At 68.1% G+C, this 23270-nt stretch carries 20 protein-coding genes and 1 riboswitch; of the genes, 13 read left to right on the forward strand and 7 right to left on the reverse strand.

Going from position 1 to position 23270, the window contains the following annotated elements:
- Positions 1-39: 39 nt before the first annotated feature.
- Positions 40-546, reverse strand: a complete 507-nt coding sequence (locus F3087_RS30285; protein WP_150405497.1) for a GNAT family N-acetyltransferase — start codon at positions 544-546, stop codon at positions 40-42.
- An 88-nt stretch (positions 547-634) separates the two neighbouring features.
- On the reverse strand, positions 635-826 hold the full coding sequence (gene rpmB / locus F3087_RS30290) for a 50S ribosomal protein L28 (RefSeq protein ID WP_011210730.1): 192 nt from the start codon (positions 824-826) through the stop codon (positions 635-637).
- Positions 827-1122: 296 nt separating this feature from the next.
- On the opposite strand from rpmB, the gene F3087_RS30295 reads away from it, so the two are divergent.
- Both F3087_RS30295 and recG read left to right on the forward strand, forming a co-directional pair.
- Positions 1123-2772, forward strand: coding sequence for a DAK2 domain-containing protein (locus F3087_RS30295; protein WP_150405658.1), 1650 nt, complete (start codon positions 1123-1125; stop codon positions 2770-2772).
- A complete protein-coding gene (gene recG / locus F3087_RS30300; protein WP_150405498.1) occupies positions 2773-5055 on the forward strand; it encodes an ATP-dependent DNA helicase RecG in 2283 nt (760 codons plus the stop codon).
- Positions 5056-5080: 25 nt separating this feature from the next.
- Here the strand turns inward: recG and F3087_RS30305 are convergent, their stop codons facing one another.
- Positions 5081-5488, reverse strand: coding sequence for a nuclear transport factor 2 family protein (locus tag F3087_RS30305; protein ID WP_150405499.1), 408 nt, complete (start codon positions 5486-5488; stop codon positions 5081-5083).
- A gap of 98 nt (positions 5489-5586) precedes the next feature.
- Positions 5587-7047, reverse strand: a complete 1461-nt coding sequence (locus tag F3087_RS30310; RefSeq protein WP_223885455.1) for an MFS transporter — start codon at positions 7045-7047, stop codon at positions 5587-5589.
- 167 nt (positions 7048-7214) lie between these two features.
- Between F3087_RS30310 and sigJ the strand changes: the two genes are divergently transcribed.
- Positions 7215-8126, forward strand: a complete 912-nt coding sequence (sigJ, locus tag F3087_RS30315) for an RNA polymerase sigma factor SigJ (protein WP_150405501.1) — start codon at positions 7215-7217, stop codon at positions 8124-8126.
- 61 nt (positions 8127-8187) lie between these two features.
- Complete coding sequence (locus tag F3087_RS30320; RefSeq protein ID WP_223885456.1) at positions 8188-9126, forward strand: LLM class flavin-dependent oxidoreductase; 939 nt, start codon at positions 8188-8190, stop codon at positions 9124-9126.
- 6 nt (positions 9127-9132) lie between these two features.
- On the opposite strand, the gene F3087_RS30325 is transcribed toward F3087_RS30320, so the two are convergent.
- Positions 9133-10554, reverse strand: a complete 1422-nt coding sequence (locus F3087_RS30325) for a short-chain fatty acyl-CoA regulator family protein (protein WP_191094212.1) — start codon at positions 10552-10554, stop codon at positions 9133-9135.
- A gap of 236 nt (positions 10555-10790) precedes the next feature.
- Between F3087_RS30325 and F3087_RS30330 the strand changes: the two genes are divergently transcribed.
- Entirely contained in the window at positions 10791-11168 is a 378-nt protein-coding gene (locus F3087_RS30330) for an SgcJ/EcaC family oxidoreductase (RefSeq protein ID WP_150405502.1), read from the forward strand.
- A gap of 334 nt (positions 11169-11502) precedes the next feature.
- Here F3087_RS30330 and metE read toward each other — a convergent pair whose 3' ends face one another.
- Positions 11503-13770 carry a 5-methyltetrahydropteroyltriglutamate--homocysteine S-methyltransferase gene (metE, locus tag F3087_RS30335; protein ID WP_150405503.1) on the reverse strand — a complete coding sequence of 756 codons (2268 nt, stop codon included), beginning with the start codon at positions 13768-13770 and terminating at the stop codon, positions 11503-11505.
- Between the two features lie 154 nt (positions 13771-13924).
- A riboswitch (cobalamin riboswitch) is annotated at positions 13925-14134 on the reverse strand.
- Positions 14135-14386: 252 nt separating this feature from the next.
- Here metE and F3087_RS30340 point away from each other — a divergent pair.
- The 4 genes from F3087_RS30340 (at position 14387) to coaD (ending at position 19868) form a co-directional block, all read left to right on the forward strand.
- On the forward strand, positions 14387-15259 hold the full coding sequence (locus F3087_RS30340) for a glycosyltransferase family 2 protein (protein ID WP_191094213.1): 873 nt from the start codon (positions 14387-14389) through the stop codon (positions 15257-15259).
- A gap of 115 nt (positions 15260-15374) precedes the next feature.
- Positions 15375-18773 carry a pyruvate carboxylase gene (locus F3087_RS30345; RefSeq protein WP_150405505.1) on the forward strand — a complete coding sequence of 1133 codons (3399 nt, stop codon included), beginning with the start codon at positions 15375-15377 and terminating at the stop codon, positions 18771-18773.
- A complete protein-coding gene (gene rsmD, locus F3087_RS30350) occupies positions 18770-19321 on the forward strand; it encodes a 16S rRNA (guanine(966)-N(2))-methyltransferase RsmD (protein WP_150405506.1) in 552 nt (183 codons plus the stop codon). The genes F3087_RS30345 and rsmD overlap by 4 nt, the downstream gene beginning before the upstream one ends.
- Before the next feature lie 61 nt (positions 19322-19382).
- Positions 19383-19868 carry a pantetheine-phosphate adenylyltransferase gene (coaD, locus tag F3087_RS30355; protein WP_150405507.1) on the forward strand — a complete coding sequence of 162 codons (486 nt, stop codon included), beginning with the start codon at positions 19383-19385 and terminating at the stop codon, positions 19866-19868.
- 70 nt (positions 19869-19938) lie between these two features.
- Here coaD and F3087_RS30360 read toward each other — a convergent pair whose 3' ends face one another.
- On the reverse strand, positions 19939-20457 hold the full coding sequence (locus F3087_RS30360) for a GtrA family protein (RefSeq protein ID WP_150405508.1): 519 nt from the start codon (positions 20455-20457) through the stop codon (positions 19939-19941).
- Between the two features lie 392 nt (positions 20458-20849).
- On the opposite strand from F3087_RS30360, the gene F3087_RS30365 reads away from it, so the two are divergent.
- From F3087_RS30365 to rnc, 4 genes are all read left to right on the forward strand, one after another.
- Positions 20850-21596 carry a DivIVA domain-containing protein gene (locus F3087_RS30365; RefSeq protein WP_150405509.1) on the forward strand — a complete coding sequence of 249 codons (747 nt, stop codon included), beginning with the start codon at positions 20850-20852 and terminating at the stop codon, positions 21594-21596.
- Between the two features lie 84 nt (positions 21597-21680).
- Entirely contained in the window at positions 21681-22349 is a 669-nt protein-coding gene (locus F3087_RS30370) for a YceD family protein (protein WP_150405510.1), read from the forward strand.
- A gap of 2 nt (positions 22350-22351) precedes the next feature.
- Complete coding sequence (gene rpmF / locus F3087_RS30375) at positions 22352-22534, forward strand: 50S ribosomal protein L32 (RefSeq protein ID WP_014987105.1); 183 nt, start codon at positions 22352-22354, stop codon at positions 22532-22534.
- 22 nt (positions 22535-22556) lie between these two features.
- The gene (gene rnc, locus F3087_RS30380) at positions 22557-23270 is read left to right on the forward strand and encodes a ribonuclease III (protein WP_191094214.1); all 714 of its coding nucleotides are present in this window, start codon (positions 22557-22559) and stop codon (positions 23268-23270) included.

Raw genomic sequence — 23270 nt, forward strand, 5'->3', positions numbered from 1 at the left:
CACATGTCCGGCCCGGACGGGTGCGGGGGAGCCTGATTCTCAGTGCCAGGGGCCGGGCGCGCGCAGCATCCTGACCTCGATCGACGGCGAGAACGCCTCGACGCGACTGGTGCCGTCCAGCGCGAATCCGTGCTTGCGGTAAAAGGATTGGGCGCGCGGATTCTGCTCGAACACCCACAGCGAGTACTCCGCTGCCGGATCGACCGAGGCGTAGAGCAGGTCGCGGGCGACGCCCGTGCTGTACCAGTCCGAGCGGACGTAGAGCGCGTTCAGCTGGAGTGCGGGCTCGGGCGGATCGTCGAGGGTCGCGCCCGCACTGGCGAAGCCGATCACCCGGGTGCCGACGAGCGCCACCCACGTGCGTCCGGGGTGCCTGACCCGATTGCGCTCCCATTGCTCGGCCCGTCGATCGACGTCGAAGGCGTCGAGCACGTGCGCGGGCACCAGGTCGCGGTAGGCCTCTCGCCAGCAGGCGATGTGGCATTCGGCGAGACTGTAGGTGTGCTCGGCGGCAAGTGGGGCGATGCGCCAGTCGGACCTGGTCATGGGGTCCTTATCAATGACTACGCCCCGGACCACCCGTGATGGGTGCCGGGGCGTGCGTCAATTCTCGTACTCGGGTCGGCCGTGGCAATCAGCCGCGGACGACCTTGCCCGCCTTGAGGCAGGAGGTGCACACGTTCATGCGACGGGTGTTACCCGGCGCAACCTGGGCGCGAACGGTCTGGATGTTCGGGTTCCAGCGACGGTTGGTGCGCCGGTGCGAGTGCGAGACCGACTTCCCGAAGCCGGGGCCCTTGGCGCAGACGTCGCAGACGGCAGCCATAGTCGCGAACTCCTTCATGTCATGTGGAGGACCGTCGCCCGCGGGCAACATGTCCGGAAACAATGTTTGACGTACCCCTGCCGATGGACATCGGCCAGCGCAAACCGGCAACGGCCACGCGAGGCAACCCTGCAAGGGTAGCGGGACCGCCCCCGATCCACCAAACCGGGTGCGCTCCGGACGTAGCTGGAACACGTGGTGGGTACCAGCAGTATGTCAGTCTCGCCCGCTAACCTTGCGGGCGGTGCTGGTGGCGACAAGTAAAGGGGTGACGGGTGCCCGGAGTGCGGGATGTGATGGACGGCACGGCGTTGCTGCGCTGGGGCCGGGCCTGCCTCGACGGCTTGGCGAACCGGCGCGAGGAGATCAACGCACTCAATGTCTTCCCGATCCCGGATGCCGATACCGGTACCAATCTGCTGGCGACCATGCGGGCCGCGATGGATGCCGTGGCGGCGCGCGGTCCGGTGGACGCGCTGACGACGCACGATGTGGCGGCCGCGATGGCGCGCGGCGCGACCATCGGTGCGCGCGGGAACTCCGGCATCATCCTGTCCCAGGTCTTGCGCGGCATCGCCGAAGCGGTCCGGCACGAACCGTTGACGGCCACGACCCTGCGCGATGCCTTGAACCGCGCCTCGGTGTTGGTGCGCGAAGCATTGAGCGAGCCCATCGAAGGGACCATCCTCACCGTTCTCGACTGCGCGGCGGCCAGCGCGACCGCATGCCCGGACACCTCGCTCGCCGATGTGGCGTTGGCCGCGGCCGACGGTGCCGCCAAGGCGCTCGGTGACACGCCCTCCCAGCTCGGCGTGCTGCGTGCGGCCGGAGTGGTGGACGCGGGCGCGCGCGGGCTCGTCGTACTGCTGGACAGCCTGGTCGCACTCACGCTCGGTGAGATCCCGATCCGGCCGGAGTACCACCCGCCCGACCCCGTCGCCGTGCGCTCCGCCGAGGGCAATGCCGAAACCGGTTCGGCGGAACCGCAATACGAGGTGATGTACCTGCTCGCCGACACCGACCAGGACCGGATGGCGCGGCTGCGCACCCGGCTCGCCGAACTCGGCGACTCGGTGGTGGTCGTCGGCGACGGCGATCGATCTTGGTCCGCCCACGTGCACTGCGCGGACGCGGGCGCGGCGGTGGAGGCCGGTCTCACCGCCGGAAAGCTCAGCGGAATCCGCATCGAGAGCTTCGCGCCGGCCAAGCACGCGACGCCGCACGACATGACCCCGGGACACCTCGTCACGCACACGACGATGGACTCGGAGAAGGAAACCGACGGACCCGCCGACCGTGGCATCCTGGCCGTGGCCGCCGGTGACGGCGCCGCCGAACTGTTCGAGGACGCCGGCGCCGTGGTGCTGGCCGGCGACGGCGTGGTGACCGCCGCCGCCCTGCTCGCCGCGATCCGCGCCATGCCGAACCGTGAGGTCCTGGTCCTGCCCAACGGCGCGCTGCCCGCGCACGACCTGGTCGCGGTCGGTGTCGCCGCCCGTGACGCGCATCGCGACGTCCTCCTGCTGCCGAGCGCGTCCATGGTCCAGGGCTTCGCCGCGCTGGCCGTGCACGACCGCGGCCGGATCGCCGTCGACGATGCCTTCGCCATGTCCGAGGCGGCCGCGACCACCCGGTGGGGTTCGCTGCGCGCCGCACCGGAGCGCGCGCTCACCATGGTCGGAACCTGCGAAGCGGGCGACGGCCTCGGCCTGGTCGGCCACGATGTGGTGGTGATCGACCACGATGTGCGCGCGGCGGGCCTGACCCTGCTGGATCGGATGCTCGCCTTCGGCGGCGAACTGGTCACCCTGCTGATGGGTGCGGCGGCGCCGGACGGCCTGGCCGGCGAACTCGCGGCACACATCGGCGAAAGCTTTCCCGGCGTGGAGGTCACCGTGTATTCCGGTGGGCAGCACGGGGATCTGGTGCAGATCGGAGTGGAGTAGATGGCGACCCTGAGTGATCGGCTCGACCATATTCTCGGCGTGAAGGCGGCGGGTTCGCTGGTCGACGCGTTCGACATGCACACGGTGGAGGACCTGCTCCGGCACTACCCGCTGCGTTACGCGACGCAGGGGCAGCCGCTCACCGAGGAGGAGCCGGAGGACGGCACGCACATCACCGTGATCGGCCGGATCACCAAGGCCGAGCTGCGGCCGATGCGCAACCGGCGCGGGTCGTTGCTGAAGGTGGTGCTGGACACCGGATCCGGCACCGGCCGGGGCGTCGACGTCACCTTCTTCAACGGAGACAAGGTGAAATACGTTGTCCGGGAGGGTCTTCGGGCGATGATGTCGGGCACGGTCAGCTACTGGCGGCCGGGCCAATGGAACCTGAACCATCCGGGCTACCTGATCCTGCCGGAGAACGACGACGAGTCGGTCGGCGCGGTGAAGACCGTGCGCGGCGGCGGTGACCTGCGCGGGCTCGCGCAGAGCGCGAAAGGCGCCGAGGGCGTGGACACCTCGTTCATGGAACGCGAGTTCATCCCGGTCTACCCGGCCACCGCGAAGGTGCAGAGCTGGGACGTGCTCGCCTGCGTGCGCCAGGTGCTCGATCAGCTCGATCCGATCGACGACCCGCTGCCGGACGACCTCCGGGCGGAGCGTTCGCTGCTGAAGATCTCCGACGCGCTGCGCCTGATCCACCTGCCGGAGCGCAAGACCGACATCGAACAGGCCCAGGAGCGTTTGCGTTTCGACGAGGCGCTGGCGTTGCAGCTGGTGCTCGCCGAGCGCAGGCACGAGGTGTCCGGCCGGGCCGCGCGCCCGTGTCCGCCGCGACCCGACGGCATCGCGGCCGAGTTCGAGAAGCGCCTGCCGTTCGAGCTGACCGCCGGGCAGAAGCAGGTGGTCTCGGAGATCTCCGCGGACATGTCGCGTACCCATCCGATGCACCGGTTGTTGCAGGGCGAGGTCGGCTCGGGCAAGACGATCGTCGCGCTGGAGGCGATGTTGCAGATCGTCGACGCGGGGCAGCAGTGTGCGCTGCTCGCGCCGACGGAAGTGCTTGCCGCCCAGCACTATCGGTCGCTGCGCGGGATGCTCGGCGATCTCGGTAATGCCGGTGAGCTCGGCGCGGGGGAACACGCGACCAAGGTCGTGCTGGTCACCGGTTCGATGTCCACCGCGACCAAGAAGGCCGCGCTGCTGGAGGCGATGACCGGCGAGGCGGGCATCGTCATCGGGACGCACGCGCTGATCCAGGACAACGTCGAGTTCTTCGACCTCGGCATGGTCGTGGTGGACGAACAGCACCGCTTCGGCGTCGAGCAGCGGGATGCGTTGCGCGCCAAGGCGAAAGCCGGCACCAGTCCGCACCTGCTGGTGATGACCGCGACGCCGATCCCGCGCACCATCGCCATGACCACCCTGGGCGATCTGGAGACCTCGACGCTCACCGAACTTCCGCGCGGACGTTCGCCGATCACCTCCAAAGTCGTTCCGCGCAAACAGCATCCGAACTGGGTCGACCGCGCGTGGGAGCGCATCGTGGAAGAGGTCAAGGCCGGTCGGCAGGCCTACGTGGTGTGTTCCCGCATCGGTGACGACGAGGAAGGCACCGGCAAGACGCGCAACGGCAAGGCGAAGGCCGCGGAGCCGGAGAAGGAGGGCCCGACCACGCAGGCCGCGCTCGACGTCTTCGAGATGCTGAGCGCCGGTCCGCTGTCCGAACTACGCGTCGGCCTGCTGCACGGGCGGCTGCCCGCGGACGAAAAAGACCAGGTGATGCGCGCTTTCAACGACGGCTCCGTCGACGTGCTGGTCTGCACGACCGTCGTCGAGGTCGGCGTGGACGTGCCGAACGCGACGGTCATGGTGATCGTCGACGCGGACCGCTTCGGCGTCAGCCAGCTGCATCAGCTGCGCGGGCGCATCGGCCGGGGCAAGCACCCCGGATTGTGCCTGCTCATCACCGATTCCGCGCCCAGCGGTTCGGCGATGGCCCGGCTGGACGCGGTCGCCGCCACCACCGACGGCTTCGAACTCGCCGTGCTCGACCTGCGCACCCGGCGCGAGGGTGACGTGCTCGGCGCGGCCCAGTCCGGCACCGCCCGCTCGCTGAAGCTGCTCTCGCTGCTCGACGACCTCGAAGTCATCACCGCCGCACAGGAACTCGCCCGCGAGGTGGTCGAGGCCGATCCCGGCTTGCAGAAGCATCCCGGCCTGGCGAGCATGATGCACGCCGCGGTCGACTCCGAACGCCTGGAGTACCTGGCCAAGTCGTAATCGACCGGCCCGCAGCCGAATCGGATCATCCGGTCGAGACGGCGGTGATGTGGGTGAGCGAACACCGCCAACCCTGCTCGGTCTCGACGAAGACGTCCGTCGTCCACTCGTCGGCGTCGAACCGCTTGCCTTGGAAGTGCGCGGTATTGGTGGCGCGCACGGTCAGTACCGCGACATTGCCGCGGTATTCGAACGTGGCGGCGTCGCTGGTTCGTTGCATCGCCGAGTGGCTGAGCGCACCGGTCTCGACCAGCGTGAGGAACCGCGCGGCCGGCGTGATCCCGTTTTCCGAGACCATGATCCAGTCGTCGGTCATGTAGTCGGCGATCCTGGCCGCGTCGTTGGTGACGATGGCCGCCATCCACTCGTCGAGAAGCGCCACGAGGCGGTCCTTGATCGTGTCGTCCGTGCCGGTGGGGTGTGTCGTTGCCATGATTCGCACGGTAAACCCGGTGGTGCGGCCGCGGCTTGGACGAATGGAATGCGTGAAGGCCGGGTACCCGCCTGCCCGGTGCCCGGCCTCCGGTCGCGTTATGCGGCAACAGGTTCGGCCGCCGGGGCCGCCGCGGTCTCGCCGCGTGAGTTGACGGTCCGTAAACCGATGACCGCCGCGCTGAGGGTGATGAACCCGCCGATCAGCAGTGCCAGCCGGAACCCGGAGGTCATCGCGTCCAGCGGCGGGTGTCCCGCGGTCAGCTGCGCCGCGGTGTGCGAGGTGGCAACGGCGGTCAGCACGGCCAGGCTCAACGCGCCACCGATCTGCTGCCCGGTATTGAGCAGTGCCGCGGCCAGTCCGGCCTGCTCGGCGGGCACGCCCGCGTTCGCGGCGGTGGTGTTCGCGACGAACACGACGCCCAGCCCGATCGACATGAACACCATCGGCGGCAGCACATCGACCAGATACGAGCCATCGGTGGAAATCCGCGACAGCCAGATCAACCCGAGCCCGGAGACCACCGACCCGACGACGATGAGCGGCCGCGTCCCGGTCTTGCCGATGATCTTCGCGGTCACCCCGGCGGCCGCACCGATGGTGAGGCTGATCGGCAGGTAGGCGTTGCCCGCCTGGAACTCCCCGAACCCCAGCACCTCCTGCAGGTAGAGCGTGACGAAGAAGAACATCGCGAGCATGCCCGCGGCCAGGGTCAGGTGGGTCAGGTTGGCCGCCGCGAGACCCTTGACCCGGAAGATCGACAGCGGAACCAGCGGATCCGACGTCACTCGCTCGTTGAACACGAAGCCGATCAGCAGCGCGACCGCCACGCCCAGTTGCAGGATCGTGCGCACATCGCTCCACCCGTACTCCGGCGCCTTCACCAATCCGTAGACCAGCAGCATCAGTCCGCCGGTCGCCAGCGCGGTGCCGAAAACATCGAAGCCGCCGCGGATTTCATTGCGCCGGTCGTTCGGCACCAGGAACGGGACCACGGCCGGCACGAGCAGGCACACCGGGGTGTTGACGTAGAAGACCCAGCGCCACCCGGGTCCCTCGGTCAGCACGCCGCCGAGGAAAACCCCGGCGGCAGAGGCGAGCCCGGCGGTGCCGCCCCAAACACTCAGTGCGGTAGTGCGATCGGATCCCACCCGGAAGCTGGTGGTCAGAATGGACAGGGCGGCCGGCAGCATCAGCGCCGCGCCGACCCCCTGCGCGAAGCGGGCGCCGATCAGCAGCCCGCTGCTCCCGGCCAGCCCGCCGATCGCCGACGCGACGCCGACCAGGATCGTCCCGGCGATCAGCACCCGCCGCCGCCCGAGCAGATCGGCCAGCCGGCCGCCGAGCAGCATCAGCCCGCCGTAGGTCAGCAGATAGCCGCTGGTGATCCATTGCAGCGTCGGTATCGACAGGCCCAGCTCGTGCTGGATGGTCGGCAGCGCGACATTCACGATCGAGCCGTCGACGAAGTCGAGGAAGGCGACCAGGCACAGCAGCGCCAGCGTGAGCTTGCCGCGGCGGGTCGCCAGAAACGACGGTGATTCGGTGGGTGCACTCACTCCGATGTCCTCTCTCGGTCCGGACGAGGTTTCATCCGTTGCCAACCCGAGAGCGCCGGGCCGGGCAGGACGTGACATGAGGAGAGCTGGATCACATTTCCCGCGCACGCGTCACTTTTCACCGGGCTGTCTCGCTCTCAGTAGCGACACCGGCACGAGGAGCGGCGATGATCGGCAACGTGGACGAGGACGCGACGAGCGTGTTCGCCGACCACCGGGAACTGCTGTTCTCCGTGGTCTACAACATGCTCGGCAGCGTCGCCGACACCGAGGACGTCCTGCAGGACACCTGGCTGGCCTGGGCCTCGCGGAATCGGGCGGACGGCACCGAGATCGAGCATCCGCGCGCGTATCTGGTGCGGGTCGCGGTCAACCACGCGCTCGGCCGGCGGGCCGCCATCAACCGCAGGCGCGAAACCTATATCGGCCCATGGCTACCCGAGCCGCTGGTCTCCGACGAGCCGACGGTCCCGGACGACGCGGTCGATTCGGCCCTGCGCGCCGAATCGGTCTCGATGGCGATGCTGGTCGTGCTGGAGACGCTCACCCCGCTCGAGCGCGCGGTGTTCGTGCTGCACGACGTGTTCGGCTATCCGCACGCCGACATCGCCGACATGCTCGGCCGCAGCACCGCCGCGATCCGGCAGCTCGCGCACCGTGCGCGCGAGCACGTCCACGCCCGCAGGCCGCGTCGCCAGGCCGACCCGTCGGTGCAGCGGAAGGTGACCGAGAAGTTCCTGGCCGCCCAGCTCGGCGGCGACCTGGCCGGGCTGCTCGCGCTGCTGGCGCCGGACGTGACGTTCTGGTCCGACGGCGGTGGCAAGCTGCCGGCGGCATTGCGCCCGATCCACGGCGTGCGCAAGGTGGTCCGGCTGATCACCAGTCCCGTTGTGCTCGGCGATGTTTCGGCCATGAACATCCGCTATCGATGGGTCAACGGCGATCCGTCGGCGGTGGTGTTCACCGGTGACGCGCCGCTGGCAGTGGTGGTGCTCGACATCGATCCGGAGACCGAGCAGATCCGCGGCATCTACGCCGTGGCCAACCCGGACAAGCTCGCCAGGATCGACTTGCCTTAGGGGCCTGTCGATTACCTGCCGGGTAATCGACACCGCGCACCGGGCGCGCGACGATCGCCGGGTGATCGAGGTCGGAATTCTGTTGCCGAGCCGGGAAACCGCGATGACCGGGCGGCACGACGCGCGGAGTCTGGTGCGGCTCGCGCTGCTCGCCGAGGAGGGCGGATTCGACTCGGTGTGGACCGGCGATTCGCCGTTGGCGCGTACCCGGGTCGATCCGCTCACCCTGCTCGCCGCCGTCGTGGCCGCGACCGCGCGGATCCGGGTGGGTACCGCGGCCTGGACCTCGACATTGCGGCATCCGGTGCTCGGCGCGCACTCGGCCGCCACCGTCGATCAGCTCGATCCGGGCAGGCTGGTGCTCGGTCTGGGCGCGGGATTTCCGTTACCGGAGAGCCGGGCCGAGTTCGAGGCGATCGGTGTTCCGTTCGACGAGCGGGTCGGGCGCTTGGACGAGACGGTGCGAATATGGCGCGCGGCCTGGGGCGGTGCGCCTGACTTCGACGGAAAGTACTGGCAGATAGCCGATCTGGCGCGTGCGCTGCCGGCCGCTACACCGAGCGGGCCACCGCTCTGGCTGGCAGGCAGTGATACGCCGAGGGTGCTGGCCCGGGTCGCGCGCCACTATGACGGCTGGCTGCCGTACCTCCCGGATCCTGCCGCGTATGCCCGTGCGTGGCAGACGATTCAGCAGCAGGCGACCCGCGCGGTGACTCCCGCGATGTACGCGACCATCGTGCTCGATGCCGACCCGGCGCGGGCGCGAGCTGAGCTGGAAGGTTATGTGCGCCAGTACTACCGCCGATCGCTGGCGGAAATGTCCACCATCCAAGCCTATTTCGGCGGCACCGCCGAGGACTGCGCCGAGTGGCTGACCCGTTACCTCGACGCGGGCGCCACCCACCTCGTCCTGCGGCTCGGTTCCCTGAACGTGCGCCGCCAGCTCGACCTGGTCGCCGAGCACCTGCTGCCCGCGTTGCGAGCGCGCGCCGCGGCGTGACTCGGTTCAGTGCCCGACGCGCGGATAGGGCAAATCGGTGCTGGTGTTCTCGGTGACGGCGAGGGGGCTGCCGATGTGCGGAAACGCGCGCTGCGGGCAGGACACCCGTTCGCACACCTTGCATCCCGCGCCGATCTGCACCGCCGTCGCCGGGTCGTCGAGCTGGAGTCCGGACGAATACACCAGCCGGTCCGCGTATTCGATGTCGCAGCCCAGGCCGATCGCGAAGTTCTTTGTCGCGGTGCCGAATCCGTGCGGCGCGGTCATCGCGGTGCGCGCGATCCACAGGTACCGCCGCCCGTCCGGCATCTCCGCGACTTGCGGCAGGATCCGGCCGGGATGCGCGAACGCCTCGTGCACCACCCACAGCGGGCAGCTGCCGCCGACCCGGGAGAAGTGAAAGGCGGTGGCGGACTGGCGTTTCGAGATGTTGCCCGCGCGATCGGTGCGGACGAAGAAGAACGGCACCCCGCGCTGCCCCTGCCGTTGCAGGGTGCTCAGCCGGTGGCAGATGGTTTCGAAGCCGACCTCGAAGCGCAGGGCGAGCAGGTCGATGTCGTAGTGCAGTTCCTCGGCCGAGCGCAGGAACCGCCCGTACGGCAGCACCAGCGCGCCGGCGAAGTAGTTGGCCAGTCCGACCCGGGCCAGGGTGCGGGATTCGCCGGTGAGCGAGGGAGTTTCGGCGAGCACCCCGTCCAGCTCCGTCCCGTACAGCAGGAACGCCAGGGTGGTGGCGATCTGAAAGGCGCGCTGCCCCGGGCGAAGTCGCCGGGCCAGGGTCAGCGTGCGGCTGTCCGGATCGTATTGCCGCTTCGGGATGGACGGGTCCGCGCCGTCGCCGCGGACCAGCACGGTGACCCCGGCGCGTTCCTCGGCGACCCGGGCGAGCTGGCGATCCAGCGAGCCGATGGTCAGCCCGGACTGCTCGAACAGCTGCTCGGCGGCGAGATCCAGCTGCGGGATGTGATTGTGGTGGTCGTAGAAGAAGTCCCGCACGTCCTCGTAGGGCATGGGCAGGCCGGGCGCGCCGGTCGGCGCGGATACCCGGGCGGAGAGCAGGTCGAGCTGGTCGGTGGCGGCACGCAGCCGGCGATGCATCGCGACGACGATCCGGGCCACGTCGGGCTGTCTGGTCGCCAGCTCCTCCACCTCGGTCAGCGGCGCGGTGTGCCCGCCCGCGGCGTCGATCAGCACCTCGTGCAGGTCGGACACGAGGCGGGCGTCGGAGTCCGCGGCGAAGAACTGGACGTCGAGGTCGAAGGTGGAGTTGAGTTTCAGCAGCACCGGGATGGTGAGCGGTCGCTGATCGCGTTCCAGCTGGTTGAGATAGCTGGGTGACAAATCAAGCGACTTGGCCAGCGCCGCCTGGGTGAGTCTGCGTTCCTCGCGCAACCGCCGAAGGCGCGCGCCCGCATACATCTTCCGCACGGAAAGATCGTAGACCTGGACATTCGCAATCATCGCAATATCGGCACTTCTTTCGTCCGGAAGTATGCCGCTGCGAGGTATTTTGCCGGAGATCGCGGCTGCGTAGCGTGCGAAGGGCGGTTGCCGGGGTTCGTTGACTGCCAAGGGGTTCCGAACCGAGCAATTGCTTGGTTCAATCGGGAGGGCGTTGCGCACTACGCGATTCGCCCGCCCCGCAGCAGAAAGTGAGCCCGCCCATGCCGACTCCCGACGAACTCGTCCGCGATATGTGCCGCAGCTGGTCCGACCCGGACCCCGACCGCATCGCGTCCTTCTTCGCCGAAGACGCCGTGTACCACAACATTCCGATGGAACCGGTGGTCGGCCGCACCGCCATCCGGGACTTCCTCACGGGCTTCCTGACCACGTTCGAGGGCGTCGACTTCGACATCCATCACCAGATCACCTCCGGCAACCTGGTGATGAACGAACGCACCGACACGCTCCGCACCGCGGGCCGGGCCATTCCGCTTCCGGTCACCGGCGTCTTCGAGGTAGCCGACGGCGCCATCGTCGCCTGGCGCGACTACTTCGACATGGCCGCCATCAACAGCGCGTTCAACCTGGAAGGCTGATCGGCTTTTCATCTGGGGAATCCGTAGCAACTGGTCGGAACCGAACCGCCGCGACACGCGTCGAAGGTGGATAGGGGCGATTCATGGAGTGGGTTCACTAGGTGCAAGGAGGGGTTGGGATGGATCGTTGTCCCGGGTGTCATACGGCGTGGCGACGAGGGCTGAGCTCCAGGTCGCGGCAGCAACCGGTCGCGCGGGCCGAAGAGCCGTGTGCGCGGTACATCTCGCGCAGGCGGCGGCCGAGTCTGCGACCGGAGCCCGAATCCGAGTGAGCTGCGGTTCAGCCCCCTCCGTGCGACGAAGGGGGCTGAACGTCAGCGAACCATCAGGGCGATCAGCGAACCGACGCCGCCGCGGCAACCATGTTGCGCAGTGACGCCTCCACCTCGACCTGACCGCGGGTCTTCAGACCGCAGTCCGGATTGACCCACAGCCGTTCGGCGGGAACGGCTTTCAGGGCCGCCCGCAGCGAGGTGGTGATCTCCTCCACGCTGGGCACCCGCGGCGAGTGGATGTCGTAGACACCCGGCCCGACGCCGAGATCGAAGCCCGCCGCGTTGAGGTCGTCGAGCACCTCCATGCGCGAACGGGCCGCCTCGATCGAGGTCACGTCGGCGTCCAGCCCGGCGATCGCGTCGATCACCTCGCCGAACTCCGAGTAGCACAGGTGGGTGTGCACCTGGGTGGCATCCGAGACGCCGGAGGTGGCGACCCGGAACGACTGCACCGACCAGTCGAGGTAGGCCTGCTGATCCGCCTTGCGCAGCGGAAGCAGCTCGCGCAGCGCCGGCTCGTCCACCTGGATGATCCGGATGCCCGCGGCCTGCAGGTCCACCGTCTCGTCCCGGATGGCCAGCGCGACCTGCCGCGCCGAGTCGCCGAGCGGCTGATCGTCGCGGACGAACGACCAGGCCAGGATGGTGACCGGCCCGGTGAGCATGCCCTTGACCGGCTTGTCGGTCAGCGACTGGGCGTAGCTGCTCCAGTCGACGGTCATCGGCGTCGGCCGCTTGACGTCGCCGAACAGGATCGGCGGCCGCACGCAGCGCGAACCGTAGGACTGCACCCAGCCCAGCTCGGTGGCGGCGAAGCCGTCGAGCTGTTCGGCGAAGTACTGCACCATGTCGTTGCGCTCGGGCTCGCCGTGTACCAGCACGTCCAGGCCCAGCTTCTCTTGCAGCGCAATCACATCGGCGACCTCGGCGCGCATCCGGCGGACGTACTCCGCCTCGTCGATCTCGCCCTTGGTGAACGCGGCCCTGGCCAACCGGATGGCCGAGGTCTGCGGGTAGGAGCCGATGGTGGTGGTCGGCAGCGTCGGCAGCTGGAGCCGCTCCTGCTGCAACACGCGGCGTTCCTCGGCGGGCGCGCGCCGGATCGCGTCCGGGCCGAGCGCGGCCAGCTTGGCCCGCACCTGCGCGTCGTTCAGGCGCGGGTCGCTGTGCCGGGTCGCCAATGCCGCACGGGTGTCGGCCAATTCGGCGCCGATCGCCTCGGTGCCTTCGGCCAGCGCGGTGGCCAGCAGCCGGACCTCGGCCACCTTCTCGGTGCCGAACGCCAGCCAGGAGCGCAGCCGCTCGTCCAGCTTGGTCTCCGCGGCCAGCGTGTACGGCACGTGCAGCAGCGAGCAAGAGGTCGAAACCGCCACCGACGCAGCCGAACCGAGCAGCGTGCCCAAGGTGGACAGCGCGGCGTCGAGGTCGGCGCGCCAGACGTTGCGCCCGTCGACCACGCCCGCCACCAGCAGCTTGCTCGCCAGCGCAGGCACGCCGGCCACATCGGAAACGGTTGTGCCGGAGGTGAAATCGAGCGCGATGCCCTCGATGTCGGTGCCCGCCAACGCGGTCAGCGCGGCGTCGGTGTGGCCGAAGTAGGTCGCGACCACGATCGCCGGACGCTCGGATGCCGCCGACAGCTCCGTGTAAGTGCTTCGTACCAGGGCGAGTTCGTCGTCGGTGAGGTCGGTGACCAGCACCGGCTCATCGATCTGCACCCAGCCGATGCCGGCCTCGGCCAGCTGCCGGAGCAGGTCGCGGTAGAGCGGAACCAGCTCGGCGAGCCGATCCAGCGGCGCACCGCCGGTGGCCTTGGCCAGCTTCAGGAAGGTGATCGGGCCGACCACCACCGGGCGGGCGGGCGCGCCGAGTTCCAGTGCCTCGCGCACCTCGTCGAGTAGCTTCTCCGGGTTCAGCGCGAACACGGTGTCCTGGTCGATCTCCGGGACCAGGTAGTGGTAGTTGGTGTCGAACCACTTGGTCATCTCCAGCGGTTCGACCGTCTCGTTGCCGCGCGCGGCGGCGAAGTACCGGTCCAGCGGATCGGCGATCCCGGCCACCCGCGGCGGCAGCGCGCCGAGCAGCAGGGCGGTGTCGAGCACCTGGTCGTAGTACGAGAAGGTGCCGACCGGGATCGAATCCAGGCCTGCGGCCAGTAATTCGGTGAGCTGGGCGTGGCGCAGGTCGCGCGCGACAGTATGGAGCTGTTCGGCGTCGATCTTGCCGGCCCAGTAGGCCTCGGTGGCCCGCTTGAGCTCACGCCGCGGTCCGACCCTAGGTAGCCCGAGAACCGTTGCGGTGAACGGTGTCTGATTTACAACAGTCACGTTGTCTCTCCAGTGCTGGTGTCGTAGGCCCTCGCCATACGGGCTCACGCGGCTACCGGAGATATGTCAGGAGATTCCGACAACAGAGCCCCGACACATCACGTACTGGTAGAACCGCGCGCCCAGATCCACGAGGCGGTGGCCGTCGGATACGGCGTACCCGACACGGCTGGCAGGTCTTCGGACTCACAGGCACCGGCCTCTCGGCCGACCTACTGGCCGTCGCTTCCCGGGTCTTGCACCCAGTGCGTGTGACGGCGGTCGTTCCTGCTTACCGCTGCGGGACAGTCCCGGATTCCCACCGGGTTCCCTCTCGCCCGTCCACCCTTTCGGGGCGGACGAACTCGGCTCCGCGACACGACGACGGGGCTCCATCTCGTACGCGCGCGGTGAACCAGCTGCACCGTCCAGCATAGGGGGCGCGACGGGACCGTGGTGCGGCCGGGCGGAGAAGGCGGCGAAGGCGGATCGTCCGGTCGCCACTGTCTGGTCATTTGTCCAAGTCTGTGAGGAACCCCACGGAAGTCTGGTGTAGCCCGAATTTCCGAAATATGTCTAAAGTTGTCACCCTCGGGGGAGGGCTCCGGCGTGGGGATCGAAAGCAGGAGTGCTTGTGGTGACTGAACGGTCGGTATCGATCGTCATTCCAACGTATATCGGGACGGTCCAGAGTCGTGACCTCCTGGATGTACAACTAGACGCCTTGACGCGTCAAGACTACTTGGGGGAATTCGATGTTCTGATAGCCGACAACGGCTCGCCTGTCAATGTGAGGGCTCATATTGAAAGCCACGCGGTGAGGGATCGGCTGAAGCTCCGATATGTTGACGCGTCAGGTGCCTCGGGTGCCGCTTTTGCGCGAAATGTCGGAGCCGCGCAGGCCACCGGCGAGACGTTGCTGTTCTGTGATCACGACGACCGTGCGCATCCGAATTGGATCAGCCGCATGATCGCGTTCCTGGACGAGGGCTACGACCTCACTTGTTCTGCGATCGAGGGCGATTCGCTCAACGCGGAGCACCCGCGGCACGTCGCCAACATCCCGGCGCCTGACCAATTCCAGCCGCCTGGCGTTTATGCGCCTGTGATCGTCGGGACGAGCATGGCGTGCCGCGCCGAGGTCTATCGTAAGCTCGGCGGACAAGACGTCAGCTACGTCGCGAACGAGGATCTGGAATTCGGCTGGCGCGCGCATCGGGAGGGGTATCGGCTCGGCTATCTCGCCGAGGCGCTCGTCGCCTATCGGTATCGCCAGGGGTTCCGGCCCGGCTATCGGCAGGGACGTAGCAGAGGTATCGGTTTGGCGCGGCTACATGGCGAATTTCCCGGGAATGGTTTACCGGAGATTCATCTGCCGGAAGTTATGTTACGGATGATTCGGCTTCCTTTTACCCGCGGATTAGTTCCCGAGGAGCGCGGATTGATGATCGGGCTAGCGGTCGGTCAGTTCCGCGGCGGGCTGCGGCACCACACGATGCACTGGATCTGAGGATGTGACGGCCCGATGAACGCATCTTCGCAACGCTGCTAGACCTCGTTGTGAAGATGCTTGCGAAGGGCCCTTCCGTGTCTGTGAGGGGGGCGGGTCCGGGTACCTTAGGCCAATGTTCACGAAAGTCTTGGTAGCCAACCGCGGCGAGATCGCCATCCGGGCCTTCCGTGCGGCCTACGAACTCGGCGTGGGGACGGTAGCCGTCTTCCCGTACGAGGACCGCAACTCGGTCCATCGGATGAAGGCCGCCGAGTCCTACCAGATCGGCGAGGAGGGACACCCGGTCCGGGCGTACCTGTCGATCGACGCGATCGTCGACGCGGCCAAGTCGGCGGGCGCCGACGCCGTCTACCCGGGATACGGCTTCCTGTCCGAGAATCCGGATCTGGCGGCCGCCTGCGCCCGCGAGGGCATCACCTTCATCGGTCCGTCCGCCGAGGTGCTCGAGCTCGCCGGAAACAAGGCGCGGGCGATCGCGGCGGCAAAGGCGGCCGGGCTGCCGGTGCTGCGCTCCAGCGCGCCGTCCGCGGACGTGGACGAGCTGCTCGCCGCGGCGCACGAGCTGGACTACCCGATCTTCGTCAAGGCGGTGGCCGGCGGCGGCGGGCGCGGCATGCGCCGGGTCGCCGACGCCGAGCACCTGCGCGAGTCCATCGAGGCCGCGTCGCGCGAGGCCGAGTCGGCGTTCGGCGATCCGACCGTCTTCCTCGAGCAGGCCGTGGTGAACCCGCGCCACATCGAGGTGCAGATCCTGGCCGACCAGCACGGCAACGTGATGCACCTGTTCGAGCGCGACTGCTCGGTGCAGCGCCGGCACCAGAAGGTGATTGAGCTCGCGCCCGCGCCGAACCTGGATCCCGAACTGCGCGAACGCATCTGCGCCGACGCCGTGGCCTTCGCCAAGGAGATCGGCTACAGCTGCGCGGGCACCGTCGAGTTCCTGCTGGACGAGCGCGGCAACCACGTCTTCATCGAGATGAACCCGCGCATCCAGGTCGAGCACACGGTGACCGAGGAGATCACCGATGTCGACCTGGTGCAGTCGCAGCTGCGCATCGCGGCGGGGGAGACCCTCGAACAGCTCGGCCTCAGCCAGGACACGGTCAGCATCCGCGGCGCCGCGATGCAGTGCCGGATCACCACCGAGGACCCGAACAACGGCTTCCGCCCCGACACCGGCCGGATCACCGCCTACCGCACGCCGGGCGGCGCGGGGATCCGCCTGGACGGCGGGGCCAACCTCGGCGCGGAGATCGGCGCCTACTTCGACTCGATGCTGGTGAAGCTCACCTGTCGCGGGCGCGACTTCCCCGCCGCGGTGTCGCGCGCCCAGCGAGCGCTGGCCGAGTTCCGAATTCGCGGAGTTACCACCAACATTCCGTTCCTGCTCGCGGTGCTCGACGATCCGGACTTCCGGGCCGGGCGGGTCACCACGTCGTTCATCGATGAGCGGCCGGAGTTGCTCAACCAGCGTGGTTCGGCGGACCGCGGAACCAAGATCCTGACGTATCTGGCCGATGTCACCGTGAACAAGCCGCATGGGGAGCGGCCGACGACGGTGTATCCGCATGACAAGTTGCCTGCCATTGATCTGTCGGTGGCGCCGCCGGACGGGTCGCGGCAGCGGTTGTTGCAGCTCGGGCCTGAAGGTTTCGCGCAGGCGTTGCGGGCGCAGAAGGCCGTGGGGGTCACGGACACGACGTTCCGTGACGCGCATCAGTCGTTGCTGGCGACTCGGGTGCGGACCAATGGCCTGCTCGGTGTCGCGGGGCACGTCGCGCGGATGACGCCGGAGTTGTTGTCGATCGAGGCGTGGGGTGGCGCGACTTACGATGTGGCGCTGCGGTTTCTGTATGAGGATCCGTGGGAGCGGTTGGCCGCGTTGCGCGAAGCGGTGCCGAACATCTGTTTGCAGATGCTGCTGCGCGGCCGGAACACGGTGGGCTACACGCCCTATCCGGAACAGGTGACCCGGGCGTTCGTGTCCGAGGCGACCGCGACCGGGATCGATATCTTCCGGATCTTCGACGCGCTCAACAACGTTGATCAGATGCGTCCGGCGATCGATGCGGTGCGGGAAACCGGTACCGCTATCGCCGAAGTCGCGATGAGTTACACCGGAGACCTGGCCAATCCGGATGAAACCCTTTACACCCTCGACTATTACCTCAAACTCGCTGAGCAGATGGTCGACGCGGGCGCGCACATCCTCGCGATCAAAGACATGGCCGGGCTCCTGCGCGCTCCGGCGGCGGCGAAGCTGGTGACCGCGTTGCGCTCGAACTTCGATCTGCCGGTGCATGTTCATACTCACGACACTCCGGGCGGGCAGCTGGCCACCTATCTCGCGGCGTGGCAGGCAGGTGCGGATGCGGTCGATGGTGCGAGTGCGGCGATGGCCGGAACGACCAGTCAGCCAGCGCTGTCCGCGATCGTCGCCGCGGCCGCGCACAGCGACTACGACACCGGGTTGAACTTGCAGAACGTGTGTGACCTGGAGCCGTATTGGGAAACCTTGCGCAAGGTCTACAAGCCCTTCGAGTCCGGGCTGCCCGCACCGACCGGACGCGTCTACACCCACGAAATCCCCGGCGGACAGCTCTCGAACCTGCGTCAGCAAGCCATCGCCCTCGGCTTGGGTGACCGGTTCGAGGAAGTCGAAGCGAAATACGCTGCCGCAGACCGACTGTTGGGCCGCCTGATCAAGGTCACCCCGTCGTCGAAGGTCGTCGGTGACCTCGCCCTCGCGCTGGTGGGTACCGGTGTCGACATCGAAGACTTCGCCGCCGACCCGGGCCGTTACGACATCCCGGACTCGGTGATCGGTTTCCTGCGAGGCGAACTCGGCACTCCCGCGGGTGGCTGGCCCGAACCGTTCCGCAGCCGCGCCCTGGCCGGACGCGGTGCAGCCAAACCGGAAACCCCACTCACCGCCGCCGACGAAGCAGGACTCGCGGGCACGTCGGCCGAGCGTCGCGCGACCTTGAACCGACTCCTGTTCCCCGCCCCGACAGCGGAATTCAACGCACACCGCGAAAAGTACGGCGACACCATGGGCCTGTCGGCCAACCAGTTCTTCTACGGCCTGCGCCACGGCGAAGAACACCGCGTCCAACTGGAGAAGGGCGTAACCCTCCTGATCGGCCTCGAAGCCATCTCCGAGCCCGACGAACGCGGCATGCGCACCGTCATGTGCATCCTCAACGGTCAACTGCGTCCCGTCGCCGTCCGCGACCGCTCCATCGCCAGCGAGATCCCCGCCGCCGAGAAGGCGGACAAGGGCAACGCCGGCCACATCGCCGCCCCGTTCGCCGGCGTCGTGACCTTGGCTGTCTCCGAAGGGGATTCGATCGCGGCCGGCGACACCGTCGGCACTATCGAGGCGATGAAGATGGAGGCCGCCATCACCGCGCCGCGGGCGGGCACCGTCGGCCGGGTCGCGATCGGTCAGGTGCAGCAGGTCGAAGGCGGCGACCTGCTGATCGAGCTGGCCGTGCGCGAGTCCGAATGACCCGGATCGTCGCCGGAACGGCAGGCGGGCGGCGGCTGCGGGTGCCGTCCGCCGGCACCCGTCCGACCTCCGACCGGGTCCGGGAGGCCGTGTTCAGCGCGCTCGACGCGCGGATCGACTTCGACGGTATCCGGGTGCTCGACCTGTACGCGGGCTCGGGCGCGCTCGGGTTGGAGGCGTTGTCCCGCGGCGCCGAGCACGCACTGCTGGTCGAGGCCGACCGCAAGGCGGCCGAGGTCGTGCGCGGCAACATCGCCGATGTCGGGCTGCCCGGCGCGGAACTGCGGGTCGCGACCGTGGCGAGCGTGCTGGCGCTGGGCGGTGCGGGCGAATTCGATCTGGTGCTGTCCGATCCGCCGTACGCGGTCGAGATCGATGCGGTACTCGGCGACCTGCGGGCACTGGCCGATGGCTGGTTGCGTCCCGACGCCCTGGTCGTCGTCGAGCGGGCCCGCCGATCGCCGGAAATCGAATGGCCGGCGGGCTATTCGGCGATGAAACCGCGCAGGTACGGCGAAACCCGCATCGAAATGGCGACTTTCGAGTAGCGGGTGTGGTCTCGAGCACCCTCCGTGCCGTGCGCGCGGTCTCGCACGATAGCGTCTGACCATGGCAGGAGCATTGTGCCCCGGGTCCTTCGACCCCGTGACCAACGGTCACATCGACGTCTTCGCGCGGGCCGCGGCCCAGTTCGACGAGGTCGTTGTCACCGTCAATATCAACAAGAACAAGCAGGGCATGTTCACCGTCGACGAGCGCATGGAGATGCTGCGCGAGGCGACCGCCCACCTGCCCAACATCCGGGTGGAGTCGTGGTACGGCCTGACCGTCGACTTCGCCAGGGAGCAGGGCATCACAGCCATCGTGAAGGGGCTGCGCGACGCGACCGACTTCGGTTACGAGATGCAGATGGCCCAGATGAACAAGAAGCTCTCCGGCGTCGACACCTTCTTCATTGCCACCAACCCCGCCCTCAGCTTCCTGTCCAGCTCATTGGTCAAGGAGGTGGCGACCTTCGGCGGCGACGTCACCGACATGCTCCCCCCATCCGTGCACAAGCGCCTGCTCGCCCGGCTGGCCGAGCGCAAGAGCTGACCCTGGACAACAATCAGCCCCGGTCCCAAAGGCATTGGGACCGGGGCTGATTCCCCTCACTCGACGAGGCTCAGAAGACCAGGCCGCGCAGGGCCAGGAAGCGCATGCCGCCGACGACCGCGGTGATGCCGAGGATGGCCGTCGCCTCCGCGGTGCCGCCGATGGTGGGCGCCCAGACGTCCAGGGCGGCCAGTCCGGCGGTGGTGATGGCGAGGCCGACCAGGGCCAGGCCGCCGCCCTCCCACTGCGCGGTGAACCAGCCGACTCGGCCGCTTGCGTGGAAGGTGAGCTGACGGTGCAGCTCGTTGGCGATCACGGTGCTGACGATCGAGCCGACCACATTGGCGACCAGCGGGCCGATGCCGTGCATCGCGAAGAACAGCAGCACGTAGGCGATATTGCTGGAACCGCCGACCAGCGCGAAGCGGATCAGCTGGGCGAAGGCGCGGTCGCCGCGCAGGTAGGCCATCAGCTGCTCGAACCGGGCCGACACCGGCGGTGCCGTCAGCACCGGGTATGGGCCTACCCACGGCATGAAGTAGCTGGTGGTGCTAACTCCCGCCGATCTCTGTAGATCCAGAACAGTCATGGTCTTTCCGATCGAACATGAGCCTTCGTTGGGGACAACAGCGACGGTGATCGCTTCCTTCCCACCGACTCTTGATAGGTTCCGCTGGTGCGATGTGTTCAGTATTTACTGAACATTCAGAACCTGTCAACACTCGGCGGACCGGCTGGGCCCTTCCCTCTGGCTTCCTCAATCCCGCGGTCCCGGTGGGGGCCACGCTCGGGATGAAGACCTTGTCGATCTTCCTATCGACGATAACACGAAGCGGAGACAGATCCTCCACTTGATTTGTGTGGCGTACGAGACACTGCGACGACACACCGGAGGGTGACTCGGCACAGGCCGTGATGAGGGGCACACTGGGGCTCGGCGGACAGTTCGCCATAGAGTCGTAGGAGAGTGGGGTAGTCAGCATGTATCGCGTATTCGAAGCCCTCGACGAGCTGGTCGCCATCGTCGAGGAGGCGCGTGGCATCCCGCCGACCCGCAGCTGCATCGTGCCGCGCGGCGACGTGCTCGAACTGCTCGACGATGTGCGCGACGCACTCCCGGGCGAGCTCGACGATGCCCAGGACGTGCTCGACATCCGGGACAAGATCGTCTCCGACGCCCGTTCCGCCGCCGAGGTCACGGTGACCAGCGCCAATGAGCAGGCCAGTCACACCATCGGCTCGGCGCGCGAAGAGGCCGACCGCATCCTCGCCGACGCGAAGGCGCACGCCGACCGGATGGTCGCCGAGGCGAGCGCGCACGCGGACCACCTGGTCAGCACCGCGCAGGCCGAGGCCGACCGGGTCGTCGCCGACGGCAACGCCGAGTTCGAGGCGGTCACCGGCCGGGCCCGGCTGGAATCCGAGCGAATGATCGAGGCGGGCAAGGCTTCCTACGATCGTTCCGTCGCCGACGGCGAGGCCGAGCGCGATCGCCTGGTCGCGCAGACCGAGGTGGTGCGCGCCGCGCACGCCGAATCCGCGCGGGTGATCGACGGCGCGCACGCCGAGTCCGACCGGATGCGCGAGGAATGCGACGTCTACGTCGACTCCAAGCTCGCCGACTTCGAGGAGACCCTGAGCAACACCCTGCGCACCGTCGGCCGCGGCCGGCACCAGCTCCGCTCCGGCGCGGGCGCTATCGACTACGCGGCCGACTACCGGCGCTGACCGGCTGCCGCATTTGGGTCGAGGAGGGCGCTCGCGTATCGTGGTGTGGTTGCCCATTCCCCTCGATAGTGAAGTGAGTTCGTGATGTCCGCCGGTTCCAGTTCTGCCCCGCGTAAAGGCTCGGCCCCGCGCCGAGAGCCCGACGCGGCCTTCGTGCTGGACGTTCGCAGCCTCGGCCGCAGGGCCGGGACGATGCGTGAGTTCCAGCGCACCATCACCACTGTCGAGCGGATCGGGCTCGATCTGGTCGCGGTACCGGTGGGTGCCGAGCTCGAACTCGACCTGCAATTGCAGGCGGTGTCGGAAGGCGTTCTGGTCACCGGAACGGCCTCCGCACCGATCGAGGGCGAGTGCTCGCGCTGCCTCGAGCCGTTCACCGACACGGTGAGCGTGTACCTCACCGAGCTGTTCGCCTACCCGAACAGCACGACCGAGCAGACCACCGACGACGATGACTCCTATCGCATGGTCGACGACACGATCGACCTCGAACCGGTGATCATCGACGCGGTCGGCATCGAGCTTCCGCTCCAGCCGCTGTGCTCGCCCGACTGCGCCGGACTGTGCGCCGAATGCGGCGTCCGGATGGCGATTGCGGGATCCGAGCACTCGCATGAGATACTTGACCCTCGCTGGGCCGGGCTGGCGAAATTCGCCACTGCATCGCCCGGCAACGGCAGCCCCGACCAGGGTGCGGCCACAGCAGCAGACCAGTCAGCCGAAATGGCAAGCAATATGACAGAGGAGAAGTAGTCGTGGCCGTTCCCAAGCGCCGGATGTCCCGTTCCAACACCAGGTCGCGGCGCAGCCAGTGGAAGGCCACCGCGCCGACCCTGATCACCTGCCCGAACCGCGCCTGCGGCGAGAAGACCCTGCCGCACATCGCGTGCCCCTCCTGCGGCACGTACAAGGGCCGTCAGGTCACAGCAGCTGTCTAACAGTTCAACCTGTCGTATTGACGTGACTGACGAACCCGACTCGTCCAGTGGACACGCGAGCTTGCTCGCGGCGCTCGGCGTCGAGGTGCAGCCGGAGCTGCTGCGCCTGGCGCTGACGCACCGGTCGTACGCCTATGAGAACGGCGGCCTGCCGACCAACGAGCGCCTGGAATTCCTGGGCGATTCCGTACTCGGCCTGAGCATCACCGAGCGGCTTTACCACGAGCACCCGGACAAGTCCGAGGGCGAACTGGCGAAGCTGCGGGCGAGCGTGGTGAACATGCACGCGCTCGCCGAGGTGGCGCGTCAGCTCGGCGAGGGCGGCCTCGGCGTGCACCTGCTGCTCGGCAAGGGCGAAGAGCTCACCGGCGGCCGGGACAAGCCGAGCATCCTTGCCGACGGCATGGAGTCGCTGCTCGGTGCGGTGCACCTGGAGCACGGCATCGACGTCGCGCGTGAGGTGGTGCTGCGGCTGTTCGCCGACCTGCTCGAGCGCGGTCCTCGGATGGGGGCCGGCCTCGACTGGAAGACCAGCCTGCAGGAACTCACCGCCGAACGCGGTCTCGGCGTGCCCAGCTACGAGATCACCTCGACGGGCCCCGATCACGACAAGGAATTCACCGCGACCACCGTGGTCGGCGGCCGGGCCTACGGCCAGGGCGTCGGTCGCTCCAAGAAGGAAGCCGAGCAGAAGGCCGCAGGCACCGCCTACCAGGCGTTGACCGCGGAATCCTGA

Origin of the sequence: Nocardia colli (genome assembly GCF_008704205.1) — a bacterium.
Classification (GTDB): Bacteria; Actinomycetota; Actinomycetes; order Mycobacteriales; family Mycobacteriaceae; genus Nocardia; species Nocardia colli.